Origin of the sequence: Snodgrassella gandavensis, from assembly GCF_914768025.1 — a bacterium.
Classification (GTDB): Bacteria; Pseudomonadota; Gammaproteobacteria; order Burkholderiales; family Neisseriaceae; genus Snodgrassella; species Snodgrassella gandavensis.
This window is the reverse complement of record NZ_CAJZCE010000011.1, coordinates 1-17,152: the sequence shown is the minus strand read 5'-3', so window position 1 is coordinate 17,152 and position 17,152 is coordinate 1. Positions and strand designations below refer to the sequence as shown.

Annotated in this window: 12 protein-coding genes and 5 tRNA genes; 12 read left to right on the top strand and 5 right to left on the bottom strand. The window is 43.6% G+C overall.

Annotated features, from left to right (window positions below):
- Window positions 1-79: 79 nt before the first annotated feature.
- The gene (gene hemA / locus MJ764_RS08465) at window positions 80-1,342 is read right to left on the bottom strand and encodes a glutamyl-tRNA reductase (RefSeq protein ID WP_239326123.1); all 1,263 of its coding nucleotides are present in this window, start codon (window positions 1,340-1,342) and stop codon (window positions 80-82) included.
- Window positions 1,343-1,532: 190 nt separating this feature from the next.
- Between hemA and pdxH the strand changes: the two genes are divergently transcribed.
- On the top strand, window positions 1,533-2,165 hold the full coding sequence (pdxH, locus tag MJ764_RS08460) for a pyridoxamine 5'-phosphate oxidase (RefSeq protein ID WP_239326209.1): 633 nt from the start codon (window positions 1,533-1,535) through the stop codon (window positions 2,163-2,165).
- 39 nt (window positions 2,166-2,204) lie between these two features.
- On the opposite strand, the gene MJ764_RS08455 is transcribed toward pdxH, so the two are convergent.
- Both MJ764_RS08455 and mutM read right to left on the bottom strand, forming a co-directional pair.
- Entirely contained in the window at window positions 2,205-3,017 is an 813-nt protein-coding gene (locus tag MJ764_RS08455; protein ID WP_239326122.1) for a lysophospholipid acyltransferase family protein, read from the bottom strand.
- Between the two features lie 12 nt (window positions 3,018-3,029).
- On the bottom strand, window positions 3,030-3,851 hold the full coding sequence (gene mutM / locus MJ764_RS08450) for a bifunctional DNA-formamidopyrimidine glycosylase/DNA-(apurinic or apyrimidinic site) lyase (protein ID WP_239326121.1): 822 nt from the start codon (window positions 3,849-3,851) through the stop codon (window positions 3,030-3,032).
- A 344-nt stretch (window positions 3,852-4,195) separates the two neighbouring features.
- Between mutM and MJ764_RS08445 the strand changes: the two genes are divergently transcribed.
- The 8 genes from MJ764_RS08445 (at window position 4,196) to MJ764_RS08410 (ending at window position 11,216) form a co-directional block, all read left to right on the top strand.
- The gene (locus MJ764_RS08445; protein WP_239326120.1) at window positions 4,196-7,024 is read left to right on the top strand and encodes a tetratricopeptide repeat protein; all 2,829 of its coding nucleotides are present in this window, start codon (window positions 4,196-4,198) and stop codon (window positions 7,022-7,024) included.
- Window positions 7,025-7,265: 241 nt separating this feature from the next.
- Entirely contained in the window at window positions 7,266-7,871 is a 606-nt protein-coding gene (gene lolB / locus MJ764_RS08440) for a lipoprotein insertase outer membrane protein LolB (protein ID WP_239326119.1), read from the top strand.
- A gap of 6 nt (window positions 7,872-7,877) precedes the next feature.
- A complete protein-coding gene (ispE, locus tag MJ764_RS08435; protein ID WP_239326118.1) occupies window positions 7,878-8,729 on the top strand; it encodes a 4-(cytidine 5'-diphospho)-2-C-methyl-D-erythritol kinase in 852 nt (283 codons plus the stop codon).
- 10 nt (window positions 8,730-8,739) lie between these two features.
- Window positions 8,740-8,815, top strand: a tRNA-Gln gene (locus tag MJ764_RS08430).
- Between the two features lie 20 nt (window positions 8,816-8,835).
- Window positions 8,836-8,911 (top strand) — tRNA-Gln (locus MJ764_RS08425).
- A 30-nt stretch (window positions 8,912-8,941) separates the two neighbouring features.
- Window positions 8,942-9,017: transfer RNA gene (locus MJ764_RS08420), tRNA-Gln, on the top strand.
- Between the two features lie 576 nt (window positions 9,018-9,593).
- Window positions 9,594-10,580: a ribose-phosphate pyrophosphokinase gene (locus MJ764_RS08415; protein ID WP_239326117.1), complete on the top strand. Its 987-nt coding sequence runs from the start codon at window positions 9,594-9,596 to the stop codon at window positions 10,578-10,580.
- A 63-nt stretch (window positions 10,581-10,643) separates the two neighbouring features.
- On the top strand, window positions 10,644-11,216 hold the full coding sequence (locus tag MJ764_RS08410) for a 50S ribosomal protein L25/general stress protein Ctc (RefSeq protein WP_100113434.1): 573 nt from the start codon (window positions 10,644-10,646) through the stop codon (window positions 11,214-11,216).
- A gap of 575 nt (window positions 11,217-11,791) precedes the next feature.
- Here the strand turns inward: MJ764_RS08410 and rnr are convergent.
- Window positions 11,792-14,125: a ribonuclease R gene (gene rnr, locus MJ764_RS08405; protein WP_239326116.1), complete on the bottom strand. Its 2,334-nt coding sequence runs from the start codon at window positions 14,123-14,125 to the stop codon at window positions 11,792-11,794.
- Window positions 14,126-14,212: 87 nt separating this feature from the next.
- Between rnr and MJ764_RS08400 the strand changes: the two genes are divergently transcribed.
- Window positions 14,213-14,299, top strand: a tRNA-Leu gene (locus MJ764_RS08400).
- Window positions 14,300-15,012: 713 nt separating this feature from the next.
- A tRNA-Leu gene (locus MJ764_RS08395) sits at window positions 15,013-15,099 on the top strand.
- Window positions 15,100-15,250: 151 nt separating this feature from the next.
- Here MJ764_RS08395 and MJ764_RS08390 read toward each other — a convergent pair.
- Window positions 15,251-16,552: a threonine/serine exporter family protein gene (locus MJ764_RS08390; RefSeq protein WP_239326115.1), complete on the bottom strand. Its 1,302-nt coding sequence runs from the start codon at window positions 16,550-16,552 to the stop codon at window positions 15,251-15,253.
- A 117-nt stretch (window positions 16,553-16,669) separates the two neighbouring features.
- Between MJ764_RS08390 and MJ764_RS08385 the strand changes: the two genes are divergently transcribed.
- Complete coding sequence (locus tag MJ764_RS08385) at window positions 16,670-16,846, top strand: nitroreductase family protein (protein WP_239326114.1); 177 nt, start codon at window positions 16,670-16,672, stop codon at window positions 16,844-16,846.
- Window positions 16,847-17,152 lie beyond the last annotated feature (306 nt).

Here is a 17,152-nt window from a genome sequence, read left to right as displayed (position 1 = left end):
GTTCCGTATTAAAATAAGTTATTAGTCAATTGAAGTTAAGTTGAACAGGTGTAATGGAGGCTGAATGTTGAATAACGTGCTAACGCTGCCGATTCTGGCCGTGCAAGTGATAAATCAGGCTGATGGCTTCAGCCAGTTCAGGGTGCTGCTGGCTATCTTTATTTAATGCTCTGGTTGGTGCATGCAAGAGACTGTTGGTCAGCTCGTGGCTTAAACGTTGCAACACCTCCTCAATGGATGTGCCTTTGCGTAACCGGCGCAGCGCTTTGGCTACAGCCTTGCACCGAAGTTCTTCTCCCTGAGTGCGCAATGCGCAGATTAAAGGCACACTGCTACGGGTTTGTTGCCAGGCAATAAATTCGGCTACCTTGCTGGCAACCATCTTTTCGGCAGAAGCCGCAGCCTGCTGCCGTGCAGCCTGACCGTGCTGTACAATATTGACCATATCGTCGACACTATACAAATAGGCATCGTTCAGATCACCAGCTTCGGCTTCAATATCGCGTGGTACGGCCAGATCGAGTAAAAACATGGGCATGCCGCGCCGCTGTTTGAGCGCACGTTCTACCAGTCCTTTGCCGATAACCGGAAATGGACTGGCCGTAGAAGAAACAATTACATCATATTCAGCCAAAATTTCAGGTAAAGCAGTTAAAATGCGAGCATCCGCTCCTGCATTCAGCTTGCTGCATAATTCCTGTGCTCGCGCCAGCGTACGGTTGAGTACCGTCAGGCGCTGCGGATGTTCAGCGGCAAAATAAGTGGCTACTAGCTCAATCATTTCACCGGCGCCCACCATCAAGACATTCAGTGCAGAAATATCAGGAAAAATCTGGGCGGCCATTTTTACTGCGGCAGCAGCCATGGACACTGAGTTTTCACCAACTGCACTTTCGTTGCGAATTTCTTTTGCAGCGGCAAAAGTTTTCTCAAATAACGCGTTCAGATGCTGGTGTAGCGTATGCTGGCTACGCGCTGTACGCACGGCTTCTTTCAATTGCCCCAGAATCTGCGGTTCACCCAGAACCATTGAATCCAGACCACATGCTACCCGAAAGGCGTGTTGCACAGCATCTTTGTCATGGAACTGGTATAAATAGGGCGCAAATTCAGCCAGTGGTAATTGATGGTAGCTGGAGAGCCAGTGTACTGCTGTGGCTGCGTCACCAATACAGTAGATTTCTGTACGGTTACAGGTAGACAAAATCATCGCCTCCGCAATTTCCGTCTCACTGCCAAGCGCAGTTAAGGCTTCTGCCAGCATGATAGCCGGAAAGGCCAAACGTTCACGTACAGAAACAGGGGCAGTTTGGTGATTGAGTCCGATAACGGTTAAAGACATGTTACCTGAAGTAATTTGCGTTTGCCCGCTACCGCGGGTAGGATGATTACTAACCAGACTTTACATTCTGATTAAATAAAAGCTGTTAAAGTGGTCAATTATACGCTATTGGTGTCGAAAAAGCAGCTAATCAGGTCTGGTGGCAGTATAAATATATTTTTCGCATGCATGAATAAATACTATGAATAATCTGGATTTGCACGATATTCGTCAAGACTACAGCAAACAGTCACTCAATGAGGCCGATTGCTGTGCCAACCCGCTAGAACAATTCCAAAAGTGGCTAACGGCAGCCATGCATGCCAAAGTAAATGAACCCACTGCCATGAATATCGCCACTATTGACCAGCATGGCCGCCCCAATGCGCGCATTGTGCTGTTAAAAGAAGTAACAGCACACGGTTTTGTCTTCTTTACCAATTACCATAGCCGCAAAGGCCGCGCTTTAAGCCAGCATCCTTATGCGGCACTCACATTTTTCTGGCCGGAATTGGAGCGGCAGGTACGAGTGGAGGGAGTGGTGCAGCCATTACCCGCCGCCGATTCCGATGCATATTTTCATTCTCGGCCATATAGCAGCCGGATTGGTGCATGGGCAAGTGAACAGAGTACCGTTATCAGTAGCAAAACCGAGCTGATGACACGAGCGGCGAAACTGAGCGCAAAATATTTGCTGAATGTGCCGAGGCCACCTCATTGGGGCGGTTATATCGTACAGCCTGAACTGATTGAATTCTGGCAGGGGCGACCAAGCCGCTTACACGACCGTATCCAGTATGAACTACAAAATAACTTATGGATTAAACAGCGTTTATCACCATAGGTAAGATAATTTATTTCTGAATTAAATATTAGTCTATTGTTATTGAGAGGATGCACTTTCTGCCGATGCAGTGGATGTTATCGGGCTGTCGCTGAGTACTTTGGCCTGAATAAAATCTTCGGCCTGAGTTTTCAGGCTGAAACGGTCAGCAATTTTATTATCAGCAGTGTTCAGTAAAGCAGCAAAATCAACTTTCACCATGATTTCCGGCAGTGAAACAATATTCCACAGACTACGCAGTAGGGTGGTTCTGCCGGCAAAAGCTACTTTGGGCGTGCGCTGTCCCTGAGAATCATAATAACGTATTGCTACAGCCATTACTGGCCTGTTGGCATCAATGGCTGCCTGAAACAAAGCAGCTTTAAACGGTAGCATAGTTAAACCTTCGGATGTATAGGCTTCTGGAAAAAACAGCACATTTTTTCCTTCTTGCAATGCCTGTACTATAGCTTTAATTACTGGATTAATGTCCTGCCGCGACAGCCTGTTAATGTAAACCGTGCCCCCATTGGTGACCAATTTACCCAATACCGGCCAGGACTTGATACTTTCTTTGGCAATAAAGCCACCGGGGATATAAGCCATCAATACGAAAATATCCAGCCACGTAACATGGTTGGCAACAGTTAGCCATGGCATGCTGGCTGTATCTGGCATAGCCTGTTCAGGTTTTACTTTTATGTGCAGTACGTGCAGTAAATTGTGCGCAATTGAAATTAATTCATTATTACACTCAGTGGCGCTTAAATTCTTGAAGCGCTTTACACGCTTGATGGTTTGTCTCAACCATAGAGCCAGTTTGAAAATACGCGCACAGCGGGTAAACAAAGAAGTATGTTCTGATTTTGTCATTGTTATTTATCATTATCGTTGGCATTGGGGACAGTAAAAACTGCTGCGTTGACCCAAAACCACTTTCTCAATCGGATGCCCACATTGCCGGCACGGCTCTCCTGCTCGCCCATATACATCGTGCTGTAGCTGAAAATAGCCACTATGACCAGCACTATTCACAAAATCGCGCAGTGTGCTGCCCCCCGCACCAATCGCCTCCTGCAATATCTGTTTGATTGCTTCAGTCAGCGCGCTAACCTGCATTTTGTCCAAATACATGGCGGTGGTGGTCGGATGAATGCCAGTGCGAAATAGTGCCTCATTGGCATAAATATTGCCTACTCCAACAACTGTTTTATTATCCATGATTGCTAACTTAATCGCACGTTTCTGTTTAGCCAGTTTTTGCTGTAGATAGTCAGCATCAAAATCCGTACTGAGTGGTTCCGGTCCCAGATTAACCAGCAATGGATGCTGCTCAATCAGGCCAGCAAACCATAACACTGCCCCAAAGCGCCTGGGGTCATGAAAACGCAGCAAAGTACCATTAGTAAAAACAATATCCACATGATCATGTTTTTGCACAGGCGGCGCGCTGAAATCAGTAAAAACCCGCAAACTGCCAGACATGCCCAGATGAATGATTAATGTGCCAGAAACCAGCTCGATTAACAGATATTTAGCCCGACGTTTAACTGATAAAACCTTTTCACCCTCAAGCTGTGAACCAAGATTATCCATCACCGGCCAGCGTAAACGTGGTTGACGCACTTCTACTTGTGAAATAGTCTGATCCACAATAAAAGGAGCAATTCCACGCCGAGTGGTTTCTACTTCAGGAAGTTCAGGCATGATTTAATGATAAAATCCAGAATAAAGTCGTTACAATAGCATCGTAAAAATAAATTTGAAAGCATAAGTTGTGCAGGCTATAACCAGATAAAATTGGCATAAGTCATGCGCAGTTAAAAATGTCTGTGTTAAAGTAGCAAACTATTTTACCCCAACAATATTGTCTTTAAATGGGTGGCAGACATTCCTAAGACAGTTGTTTGAATAGAATAACTGTCCGCTACCAAACAGATTTTGTAATAAACAGAAATTAGCAAAAAATTTGCCTGTACCGGTACAGAATTGTTATTTGTTTATATGAGTCAGTGTATACGACAACTGATCAGCATATATGGAGAAGTTTAATGCCTCGTTGGATTCATCGCATTACCCCGATTGTTTTGAGTTTAATGGCTGCAAGTATGGCCAATGCAAATAGTACGCAGGAACGGCAGACATCGGTACCTTTGATACAAACCAAAATTGAGCGCGTAAACCAGATTGCCGCTCCAGATGATGCCGCATCCCAGCAACAGCGTTTGGCCATTGCCGGACGTGCCAATGATATTTTTACTCTGTTTGCCAGTGAACTTACCTATTCGCAGGGTAAAACCGATAAGGCTCTGGCAGCAGACATGCGCATGCTCGAACATACACAGGAACCAGAGGTAGCTGAGCGGGCTATGGAAATGGCACTGGGTGCCAATAAAATTACAGAGGCGCAAACCATTGCTGAGCGCTGGCAGCAAATCGAACCAACAGAGACGCCAGCCAGACAGCGCCTGATGTGGGAGCTGGCCATAGCAAAAAAAGATGTGCCACAGGTACTGAAAAATACAGATGCAGTTCTGTCTCATGTCAATGATTATCAGTTGCGCCGGCTGTTTTTAAAACTAGCACAATTGCGCTTAAATAACCTGGATGCCACTGATGAACTGAATGCCCCAATTCACAAAAAGGCAGTCTTGCATCCCGAAATGGCGGAAGCATTGATTGCAGATGCCATTTATGGTGTAACTGGTGCTCATGAAGAGCAAACCATCAAAGCATTACAATCGCTGCTTCGTCTGGATACCGATATCTTTCCGGCCACCCAGCTCACCCTGAACCTGATTAATCTCAAACAGCCACAATACCTGCTGGATTTTTATCAGCAAACTGGCGTGGATACCATGCCAGCTAAATGGCAAAGCCTTTATATAGAACTGCTGATTAAAAATAACAAATTGCAGCAAGCATATCAAACCTTGCAGCCGTTACTGGCCAAAAGTAAAAGTGCAGACCTATATTTACAGGCCGCTTATCTGGCCGTCAGCCAGAAAGCAGATACCGCTACCATTGCTTCGTATGCAGAAAAAATTGCCGAACTGGGTAATCGCAATCAGCGCAGTAAAGCAGCTATGATGGTAGCCATGCGCTATTATGATGAACATAATTTATCCACTTCCCGTTCATGGGCAGCAAAAGCAGATGATCCGAAGTTTGCCTTTGATCAGGCGCTCATGATGTGCTCATTGGATGCCGAAGAAGAACACTGGGCAGCAGCGCAAAAATGGCTGAATAAAGCTCAGTCTACCAGCAAGCAGGGTACATTTTTCAATTCCAGAGATTTGCTGCGTCTGCAAACCTTTATAAATGGCTCCTCCCTTACGAACCGTCAGTATGAGCAATACCTGAACAGAATGCTGGCCAAAGCCGAGCAGGGCGATGCCAAAGCACAGGAACTGGATGTTCCGCCATTATTATTGCTGCGCGGGCTATTATATGCAGATAAACTTAATGAACCGGCAAAGGCCGTGGCAGACATGCGCCGCTTTGTCAGGATGCGGCCTAATCAAGTGGACGGCCTCAATGCGCTGGGTTATACCCTGCTGAGCATGCCTAAAGCCAACTGGCCAGAAGCTCAGAAATTACTGGAACAGGCTTATTCCCTAAGTAGCCAGTCTCCGGCTGTCAATGATAGTTTGGGTTGGGCCTATTTTCTCAATGGTGATGCAGAAAAAGCCCTGCCTCTACTTGAGTACGCCTATCAGCATCAGCCTGAAAGCGAAGTAGCAGCCCATCTGGGTGAAGTTTACTGGCAACTGGGACGTGAAAACGAGGCTCGCCAAATATGGGCTCAGGGCTGGCTTAACAAAAAAAGCGACCATAAAGTACTGAACCAGATTCTGAGCAAACATGGAATCAAGCCAACCAGCTTGCCCCTGACAGCAGCAAAAACAGAAATAGCTCAAGCGGATGCGGATTCTTATCTGCGACAGGCCAGTGCATTAGATGCCAATAAAGCAAATACACCAGCTATTATTGATAACATCAATAAGGCAATTCAAGTAGGTAATGTTAGCCAGCGCAGTGAAGCAGCACTTCAGGCCGCATCTTATTTTTACAAAAATAAAAATAATGCTGAAGCACGAGAATGGTTAAATAAAGTGACAGATAACAAATATGCCACCGATAAAGCCTATCTGATGGGCTTAATTGAAGTAGAACAAAACAACATATCAGCAGCGCAGCAATGGTTGCAGCGCATAAATCAGAGCAAACAAGCACCAGAATTTTTTGATAACATTGATGTACTTGTGCTTTCAATTAGCATCGACCGTAAAATACTTCAGCCAAAAGCTTATGTACGTAAACTGACACAGTATCTGAAAGAAGCGCAGCAACTTGTCGATACCACTCATGACAGCAAATCTGTGGAATTGATCACGTATATGCGTGGTGTAGCTTATGCTGAAAATCTGGATCAGCCGAAAAAGGCAGTAGAAGATTTTCGTGTCTTTACCAAATTGAAACCTGATAGTGCCTATGGCTGGAATAACCTGGGTTATGCCATGCTCAATATGCCAAAACGTTACTGGACTGAAGCGCTAACCATTCTGCAACATGCAAACCAGTTAGACGGAGAATCTGAGGTGATTCAGGATAGTCTGGGTTGGGCCTATTACCTTAATGGTGAGCCAAAAAAAGCCTTACCGCTCCTGCGCTCTGCTTATCAGACATCACCGGAAAGTACCGTCGCAGCACATCTGGGTGAAGTATTGTGGCAAATGGGTGAACAAGAGCAGGCACGGCAAATCTGGGCTCAAGGGCTGGCCAATAAAAATTCAGACCAGAAAATTTTACAACAGACTTTAAAAAAATTTGCTGTCGATCCGGCCAGCTTGTCTGCTCCCGCAGCCACAGACCAGTAAATAGCCTTGGGTAACCCTAATGGTTTAATTTAATCTGTCAGCCAGATTATCTGGTGATATCGCAAACAAGCTGCCGTACACATATCGTGTGAACGGCAGCTACTGATTTATATGCTGATTATAAGCAGAAATTTAATAGCTCAGAGTACATACAGTTGCTGTTAATACCGTTACAATAAACGCATCACAGTTACCACAACAGAAAATAATGTATTCATTTTTTCATAGGCAACGCCTCTATGTGTCCACAGCTATCCTTAGCTTAGCCTTAAGTGCCTGTAGCAGTCTGGTATCGAAAAAAACAACCGCAGCCACAGACTGGCAGGCAGGTCATGAACATACTGTTTCCGCTTTTGACAGCTCCGGCAGACTGGCTATCAAAGATCAAGGCAAAGGTACATATGCCAACTTTAGCTGGCAGAATTTAGGTACAGTACAAACCATTGAGGTCAAAACACCATTGGGTAACAGCGTAGGTGTTTTGTGTCGTGACAACATAGGGGTAATTGCGGAAGATAGCAAAGGGCATATTACCACTGCTACCAGCATAGAAGAATTAAGCCAGCGTATGCTTGGTTTTGCGCTGCCATTTGATCATCTGAACCAGTGGGTGCAGGGCTACTGGATTGCAGATGAACCTTATCAGTTACTGCCAGACGGCAAGCTCAAACAGTCTGGCTGGATTATCCAGCGCCAACCGCAAAATGGCAGCCGTAATCCACGTATCGTTCAGTTAAATAACGCACGCTTTGACATCAAACTGGTTTTTGATGAATACACAGATACGACCAGCCAGACATCATCGCAATGTGAATTGCGTCAAAGACATCCTGATTTGAGTAATTAGCAAAACATGAATAATTTATATCCAGCAGCCGATGCTCACCACTTTCTGGCACCTGCCAAGCTGAATCTTGATTTGCGCATCGTCGGCCGGCGTGCTGATGGCTATCATTTACTCGAAAGCATCTTTACCCTGATAGAACTGTATGACCAAATTTGGCTTAGAGCAAACAGTAATGGCGCTATAACATTGAATACACCAGTTGCCGGCATCATGGCGGAGCAGAATTTGTGTGTACGTGCAGCACAGTTACTACGTAGTCATACAGGGACACAGCAGGGTGTGGACATCTGGCTGGACAAACAGATTCCCATCGGTGGCGGATTAGGAGGGGGCAGTGCAGATGCCGCAGTAGTATTAATGGCACTCAATCGTTTGTGGCAGCTTAACCTAAATAAGACACAACTATTACAGCTCGGTGTTCAACTAGGCGCAGATGTGCCATTTTTTATTTTTGGCCAAAGTGCATTCGCTCGTGGTATTGGTGAGGATTTAAGTCCGATATCCCTGCCAAAACAATGGTATGTGATTATAAAGCCGCCCGTTCACGTTAGTACGCCGAAAATATTTGCACATAAAGACTTGACACGAGATTCCAAGCCACGCATAATGCCAGACTTTCAAGCAGGACAGCACTGGCGTAATGATATGCAGAGCGTTGTTTTTGCTGAGTATCCAGCGGTAAAAGTAGCATTTGATGTTTTGGCTGAATACGGTTCACCAATGATGAGCGGTTCTGGTGCATGCGTGTTCTTGTCATTTGATTCTGAGGGTGCTGCACAAGCTGTTTACAATAAAGTTTCTCACGCGCATCAGGCGTATTGTGTTGCTTCTTTATCGAGGCATCCGTTTTATCAATGATGTGTGTTGTTGGGGAGTCGTCAAGTGGTTAAGACACTGGGTTTTGATCCCAGTATGCGTAGGTTCGAATCCTACCTCCCCAGCCAATTGCTTAATACAGAAGCATTGGGGAGTCGTCAAGTGGTTAAGACACTGGGTTTTGATCCCAGTATGCGTAGGTTCGAATCCTACCTCCCCAGCCACATTTTAAGCATTTAAGCAGTAAACCCTTTTGGGGAGTCGTCAAGTGGTTAAGACCCCGGATTCTGATTCCGGTATGCGTAGGTTCGAATCCTACCTCCCCAGCCAAATCAGATAAGCGTGTAAGTTTACTTACACGCTTATTTAATGTTTAAATGACAAATTGTTACGTAAGAGCACGTGTAGATTGGTAGAAGTGATATAATTTACCAGTTCAGCCTGATGGGTTGAAAACCGGTATACCGGATTTCATACAGGCATAATGATGTTACAGTATGTATAAACAGCTTTCACTTTTGTGCTAAGCAAACCAGTTGAAGGGTTGAAAACACAATACAGATTCAATTGTAGTAATAAAATAGTGTTACTATTTTGCCATGCTGCTATCAAGTATCAGCAAAATCCATTGATTAAATTGGTTTCAGCCCTGATACTTGTAGCTAACCAGTGCACACTGGAAAATCTTTTTCAAAGAGGTGGTCATTGCTTTTGAATTTAAAAGCAGCGTAAATGAATAAAGACCGAGAGAAAGAAGAGTAAAACTACTTTGTCCGGTTAATATTCACCACTTGTTTAAATAACAGATACACCGGCGTCAGTGGTGATATGAAAGCCTTGGATTAAATGTTTAATCTACCTCATACAAACCAAACCAAACCTAAACAGGACTCAGGTATAACAGAAATGGCAGCATACGACAGTTTGATGGTGTTTACCGGCAATGCAAACCCAGAGCTGGCTAATAACGTAGCCAGACATTTAGATATTTCTCTGGGACGAGCCTCAGTAGGAAAATTCTCAGATGGCGAAATCGCAATTGAATTACTGGAAAATGTACGTGGTCGTGATGTATTTATCGTACAGCCAACCTGCGCACCAACCAATGATAATTTAATGGAAATCCTCACCATGGCTGACGCGCTCAAACGTGCTTCTGCCGGCCGGATTACCGCTGCCATACCTTATTTCGGCTATGCACGCCAAGATCGTCGTCCGCGCTCAGTTCGTGTACCGATTTCGGCTAAGCTGGTAGCCAATATGCTCTATTCTGCCGGTATCGACCGTGTGCTCACAGTTGACTTGCATGCCGACCAGATTCAGGGCTTTTTTGATATTCCGGTTGACAATATCTACGCCACTCCCATTCTGGTGCACGACATTGAAAAACAGCGCATTGACAACCTGACCGTAGTCAGCCCTGATATCGGCGGTGTAGTACGTGCCCGTGCCGTAGCCAAAACACTGGGTACTGATTTAGCCATTATTGATAAACGCCGGCCAAAAGCCAATGTAGCCGAAGTGATGAATATTATTGGCGAAATCCAGAATCGTACCTGTCTGATTATTGACGACATGATTGATACCGCCAATACCCTGTGTAAAGCTGCATCAGCACTAAAAGAGCGTGGTGCAGAACGCGTACTGGCCTATGCCACGCATCCAGTATTCTCCGGCGCAGCAATCGAGCGTATTGCCTCATCAGAAATCGATCAGGTAGTGGTAACTGATACCATTCCATTATCAGAAGCTGCACAGAAATGTGAACGTATCCGTCAAGTAAGCATTTCCGGCTTATTGGCAGAAACGGTACGTCGTATCAGCAACGAAGAATCTGTGTCATATCTCTTTAACGAGGATGTGGCCGTACCGGGAGCAATGTTTCTCCCTTAATACCCCCCCCAAGCCATCTTAAGCTGGTCGCGGCCGATGATGGCATTTAACCTTGGAGTAGTTATGTCTTACGAAATTAAAGCAGAAATCCGTGAAGCTCAGGGCACTGGTGCGAGCCGCCGCCTGCGTCGCGAAGGTAAAGTACCGGCTGTATTGTACGGCGAAGGTACCGAACCAGTAGCTATTACTGTAGATCACCGTACCTTATGGTATGCACTGGAAAAAGAATCTTTCCATACCGCTATCATCAAACTGGATGTTAATGGTAAAGCCTACGACGTTATCGTACGTGATTTCCAGATGCACCCGTTTAAACAGCAGGTACAGCATATTGATTTTCAGGCTGTTGATGCAAATAAAGCCATCAACATTCGTGTTCCATTGCACTTATTGAATGCAGCTATTTCTCCAGCAGAAAAATTGCAGAGTGGTCGAGTGTCCCTGTTGGCTACCAGCGTAGAAGTGAATGCATTGCCGAAAAACATTCCGGCTGTACTGGAGCTGGATGTTGCTACCATCCGTGCCGGTGAAATCCGTCACCTGTCTGATCTGGTATTCCCAGAAGGCGTTACCAGCGTTGCCTTGAATCGCAACGAAAATCTGGCTATCGCTTCTGCTACCGGTAAAAACAAATAAGCCGTAAAGCTTAAATATAGCCTATATTTGAAAAGTATTTAATCTATTACAGATAAATACCCAATCAAAGCTGAAGCCTATTATTACAGGCTTCAGCTTTTTCATTTCATGATATCCGTGGCAATAACAAATCAATAAAACCATGACGACTTAGTAAATATGGCACAGTATGAAAATAGAAAAATAAATAATTAAAACCAATACAAATATGCATTTTAAGATACAGTGTTAATACGAAATAATGTAATGCAAGAACACAATACACATACCTGCTTAAATTCTAAAAAAACATTCATAACTCAATAGAAACACAAACGACTCCCAATTCCTTTAACATTATTTTTCCAGAAAAATAAGCAAACCTGAATATTTATAAAAGCCTACCACACAATTGTTGTAACATTGAGCATGAATTGCAGAACAGGTTAAAGCTGTCACTGAGAAAGTAGCCAATAAAAGCCTTTATAGGCCAAATAATAAAGACACTATTATTTACTGCATACCAACTTGCTAGAAAGCAGACAAATATTTTGTCTTAAGCTAACCAACTTAATTAGTAGCAATCAGACAAAAAATCAGAATTTTTTTCGGCCTAACGGCTTACTGCGAGTACTGGCTGAGCGGGAATTCTGGCCTGTTGCTTTAGTTCGAGCATCTTTTTGCTTGGTATTAGCTACCTTGCGCGGTTTTCTGACAGTAGCCTTAAGCTGTTTCTGAATTTTCTGTGCATTGTTTTTCTGACGCCGCTTGCCACTGGTGGTGCTAATCAGTACCAAATCAATCCGGCTAGTATCCAGATCAGCACGGGCTACTTTCACCATTACCTTGTCACCAAGCATAAAGCGAATGCCACTACGTTCGCCAATAATTGCCATCAGTTCAGGATGGAAATTGAAATAATCTTCGCCCAGATCACTGATATGAATCATACCATCAATGTAAACATTATCTAAAGTAACAAACAGGCCGAAGTTTGCCATGCCCGAAATCGTACCTGAAAACACCTCACCAATTTTGTCTTGCATATAATAGGTTTTCAGCCAGTTTTCAACATCACGGCTGGCATTATCAGCTTTACGCTCCGCCAACGAGCAATGTACACCTAACTCAGTCCACGATTTTGGCTGATATTGCCCATGCTGTAAAATTGCCTTAATGGCACGATGTACCGTCAAGTCGGGATAACGCCGAATCGGAGAAGTAAAATGAGTATAGGCCGGATAGGCCAAACCAAAATGACCTATATTCTGTGGTTCGTATACAGCCTGCTGCATCGAGCGCAGCAACATCACACCAATTACATTGCTGTCTGGGCGGTCTTTAATTTTTTCGCTTAGCTCCGCATAATCCTTTGGCGTAGGATTATTACCACCATTCAATTGCAAGCCAAGCAAAGCTAGCTGCTCACGCAAAGTGCCTAAACGTTCACTGGTAGGGCCAGCATGATTGCGGTATAGAGCAGGGTGCTTGTGGTGCTTAAGAAACTCAGCAGCGCAAACATTGGCCGCCAGCATACATTCCTCAATCAGGCGATGAGCCTCATTCCGTTCAACTGGCACAATACGCTCAATTTTGCCCTGCTGATTAAATATCATCCGTGTTTCTATGCTTTCAAATTCTACAGCACCACGTTGCAGGCGTTTTTTCAGTAAAATCTGATACAGGCGGTACAGACTCAGCACATGCGTTTTCATCGGGTCATCAAACTGGTCATTACTAATCCAGTCCCATGCCTGCGTATAAGTAAGCCGTGCATGGGAACGCATCACAGCCGGATAAAACTCATAGCTTTTAATATTACCGGCATAAGTAATCACCATATCGCATACCAGACACAAGCGCTCTACATTTGGATTAAGCGAGCAGATCCCATTAGAAAGATTTTCTGGCAGCATCGGAATTACCCGACGCGGAAAATACACACTCGTAGCACGTTCCTGTGCATCCTTATCAATAGCATCATCGGGATAAACGTAATGGCTGACATCAGCAATGGCTACCACCAGACGATAATTACGGCCAATTTTTTCCGCATATACCGCATCATCAAAATCGCGTGCCGTTTCACCATCAATAGTAATCAGCGGTAGTTCACGCAAATCCACCCGGTTCTTGCGCTCAGCAGCCTTAACGTGATCAGGTATTTTAGCGGCCTGAGCCAAACAATCACGGCTAAACTGATAAGATAAATGATGCTTGCGTACAGCGATTTCAATTTCCATACCACTGTCAGCATAATCACCCAAAATTTCAGTAACACGCGCAACGGCTGCCTGTGTTGCATTCGGGTATGACTCAATTCTGGCTACCAGAACCTGTCCGGCTTTAGCTTTGCCAAGCGAATCCGGCTGTAGCACAATACTTGCACCCAGACGCTTGTCCTCAGGAACCAACATCGCCACACCATGTTCAATAGTCAGCCGACCAACCACATCCCGATTGGCGCGTTCAATCACATCCAGTACCTGACCTTCACGCCGGCCGCGCCGGTCAGTACCCGCTGGTCGTACTGTGACAATATCTCCGTTCATCAACCCGCGCATCTGACGGGTATAAAGCACAAAATCGCTGCCATCCGCCGCATTTAACGGTACGGCAAAGCCAAAATCATCCTTATGTACTTCAACACGGCACTTAACCAGTGCCAGCTTATTGGCTATGCAAACAGCACCACGGCGATTAATCAAAATCTGCCCGTCACGTGCCATAGCGTTTAAACGACGTTCAAAAAAAGCTGTTTCTTCAGTAGTAATATTGAGTTTATGTGCCAGCTCAGTCATTTTGACTGGAATACCAATTTTTTCCAAAATGGCAATAATCCATTCGCGGCTAGGTAGGGGATTAAGATAACGTTGTAATTCTCGTTCTAAATAAGGGTCTTGATGGCGTAAATCAGATTTTTTTTTCATAGGGTATTGACAATCTCTTTAGAGAATATATAATGCATTTCCTCAGTTAAAGACGTACTTTAACTGAAAGTTGCAATATATGCAAAAGCCCAGGTGGCGGAATTGGTAGACGCGCATGGTTCAGGTCCATGTGCCAGCAATGGTGTGGAAGTTCGAGTCTTCTCCTGGGCACCAGAATTCCGAAAAAAGATATCTAAGTGATTAGATATCTTTTTTTATTTCCGATATGAGTAAAATCCTTAAATCTGGAATTTTTCCAATAATTAATATTATATCAGCTACTTATGTAGTCCTACATTAAAAATGAAAATTACATTTTTATCCACTATATGCACGCTTTGTTAGCTAGAATAAACTAATTGAGCAATATTTAAATAGCAAGTCTTCATGGCCATCTAGAATAATAAAAATAAAACATCACATCATAAATATTGGTCTTCGAAAACAATCGTAAAACCATAATCAGGTACAAATCAAACAAACAAATAAGAATATCTATAAAAAGATTCATATATAGCGATTAAATTATTCCCATATAATTTGTACAGTATAAAATATACCAATACCTGATAAAACACGATCTGTATCGCCAGTTTAATTGATAGTATCAAAATCATCCTGATGAACCATCACAACTAAAATTGCGATAATTTTTTACTTACCCAGAAAAATATTTGATATATTCAATAACCAAATTGCATGCCGTACACAGTCAATTGAACAGCTTAGATACTGTACGCAGCATATTTTTGTAAAAACAAAAAATTCCCTTGTTAATCAATAGCTATTATTACTGATCCCAGCGTAGCTATTGACAATCTATACCAAGAATATATAATGCACAACTTCGCTGAACGCAGCAATATAATAGTTGCAGTAGCGAATAAGCCCAGGTGGCGGAATTGGTAGACGCGCATGGTTCAGGTCCATGTGCCAGCAATGGTGTGGAAGTTCGAGTCTTCTCCTGGGCACCAGAATTCCGAAAAAAAAGATATCTAAGTAATTAGATATCTTTTTTATTTCCAGATATATAAGCAACTTTCTATTAAACTTATCATTATTTATTTTTAACTATCTGCGTAAGTGATTAACTGCACAAGCACAAAGCAGCGAGAAAAAAACATATTACTTCTGTTCATCAGCAGGTAACTGGTTAAATGCCCATTCTTTATCAGTACATACTCGTGCCAGTACCAGACCTAATGGCAGAGCAAGAACAATAAGCATAGCCTGTGCTCCCCAGTTAATGGCACTAATAATATCGTTTTGCTGTACAAAATACATCGAGCGGAACATATAGATACCGGGGACCATAATACATACCGCAGGTACCGACAGAGCAATGCGCGGGCATTTATTATACCGACTAAAATAAAATGCACTGATGCCAACAATAAAAGCTGCGATCAGAGAAGCAGCCTGAATAGGAATATGGGTAAAGTCTATTAATTCCAGACGCAGAGTATTAGCATACATACCAATAAACGCGGTCGTAAATGCAGTTTTAATCGGGCTGTTAAAGAGCAGGGAAAAGCCGAGTACCCCAAAAAAGCTGGCAATCAGGCGGAAACATGCACTCCAGACAGGATAAAGATTAGGGGAGAGCATTGCCTCCGGTGCCATATGAATGCCGGCAGCAACCACCCAGGCGGCAAAAGTAGCACAAAAAATTACGGCCACCGCATAGGCTACCCGCTGAATACCCGAGGAAAAATCCAGTTTGGCCAAATCCAGTACACCGGTTATCAATGGAAAGCCGGGAATCAAAAACAGCATCGAAGCTATATAACCAGCAGTATGCTGAATATTTACTTTTAACAGTAAATAACTGGCACCAATAATCATAAAATACAGACTCGAAGCCACAGCTGCAGCCAACATAGTTACCACAAATTGATTCAAGTGTTTATGTAACAGTATGCGCCGCAATGCCTGGCCAAAACCAGAACCAATCAGCACGCCCAGCATTTCTATCAGGCCACCGCCAATTAGAAAAGTAAAAGAAGAACAAGCAATAGCAGCAAACAAAGCTGACTGGCGCGGACTATATAGAACTGGTTGATTTTCAATATTTGCCAAAGCACGGTCGAGATAGCGGATAAGTTCGCTTTCACTCATGTGCTGATAACGTGCTTGTATTTCTATTAACAGCGTTTCGAGTAATTGGATATTATAGATATTAATGCCCACCCCTTGAATATTAGAGACTTCAGTTTTGAACTGCTTGCCGCTGCGGCAGGTAGAATTGATTTCTGTCAACGTAATATGCGCCTGATTTTCTACCCCAAGCATATAAGCGACATGGCGCATTGACTGCTTAATGCGGTAGCTACCAGTACCTGCTGCCAGACAAATTTTGCCTACACGTAAAACCAAATCTGATTTGATACTTAGCTGAAGTTCATCGGAAGAAAGAGGCAGACTCATAGATTTAATTATAACAACAATAACTTAATTATTATAATCCTCGTGTTTATTAACAGACAAAATATATATCTTAATGAATTATTTGGCCAGCAAAATCAAAAATTCTGGCAGATTGTCATGCAGGGATTACGCGCCATCGTTCCAGCCGACAAATTTGCCCCCACCGAAGCCAAAATCAATAGCTTTGCGGCCGGCATCGGTACAATAGTGTTTAACGAAGATCAGCAAACCATTGCCAGCCTGCAACAGCAATTTCCCAGCTATACCGAGCAGTTTTCCATCTGGTCGGAATAGGAAAGTGGTATCGCACAGTTTGCTGTCTAGTCGGCACTAGCTAATGCAGGCATCGGCGCCAGTTTACAACATTACAACCCGCTGCCAGATGCCGCTGCTGCCAAAAGTGGCAGATAATTCTATTAGTAACATCACTGAATTGACTAAAAATTTAATTACACTAGCCGGTTTTGTATCCTTTTTACAGCGTTCAGATGTAAATGTTACTTCCTTACATATAATAAACAATAATATTGCTAATTTAAAATTATATAAATAAAAAATACCAAAACATTGTATAAATAAACAATATATTTATATATTTCT

Bases quoted from the DNA above. Each gene is read 5' to 3' on its own strand.
- MJ764_RS08445 (WP_239326120.1), top strand. From the start codon at position 4,196: ATGCCTCGTTGGATTCATCGCATTACCCCGATTGTTTTGAGTTTAATG.
- MJ764_RS08390 (WP_239326115.1), bottom strand. From the start codon at position 16,552: ATGAGTCTGCCTCTTTCTTCCGATGAACTTCAGCTAAGTATCAAATCA.
- ispE (WP_239326118.1), top strand. From the start codon at position 7,878: ATGAATAATTTATATCCAGCAGCCGATGCTCACCACTTTCTGGCACCT.
- MJ764_RS08385 (WP_239326114.1), top strand. From the start codon at position 16,670: ATGCAGGGATTACGCGCCATCGTTCCAGCCGACAAATTTGCCCCCACC.
- MJ764_RS08415 (WP_239326117.1), top strand. From the start codon at position 9,594: ATGGCAGCATACGACAGTTTGATGGTGTTTACCGGCAATGCAAACCCA.
- mutM (WP_239326121.1), bottom strand. From the start codon at position 3,851: ATGCCTGAACTTCCTGAAGTAGAAACCACTCGGCGTGGAATTGCTCCT.
- MJ764_RS08410 (WP_100113434.1), top strand. From the start codon at position 10,644: ATGTCTTACGAAATTAAAGCAGAAATCCGTGAAGCTCAGGGCACTGGT.
- hemA (WP_239326123.1), bottom strand. From the start codon at position 1,342: ATGTCTTTAACCGTTATCGGACTCAATCACCAAACTGCCCCTGTTTCT.
- rnr (WP_239326116.1), bottom strand. From the start codon at position 14,125: ATGAAAAAAAAATCTGATTTACGCCATCAAGACCCTTATTTAGAACGA.
- MJ764_RS08455 (WP_239326122.1), bottom strand. From the start codon at position 3,017: ATGACAAAATCAGAACATACTTCTTTGTTTACCCGCTGTGCGCGTATT.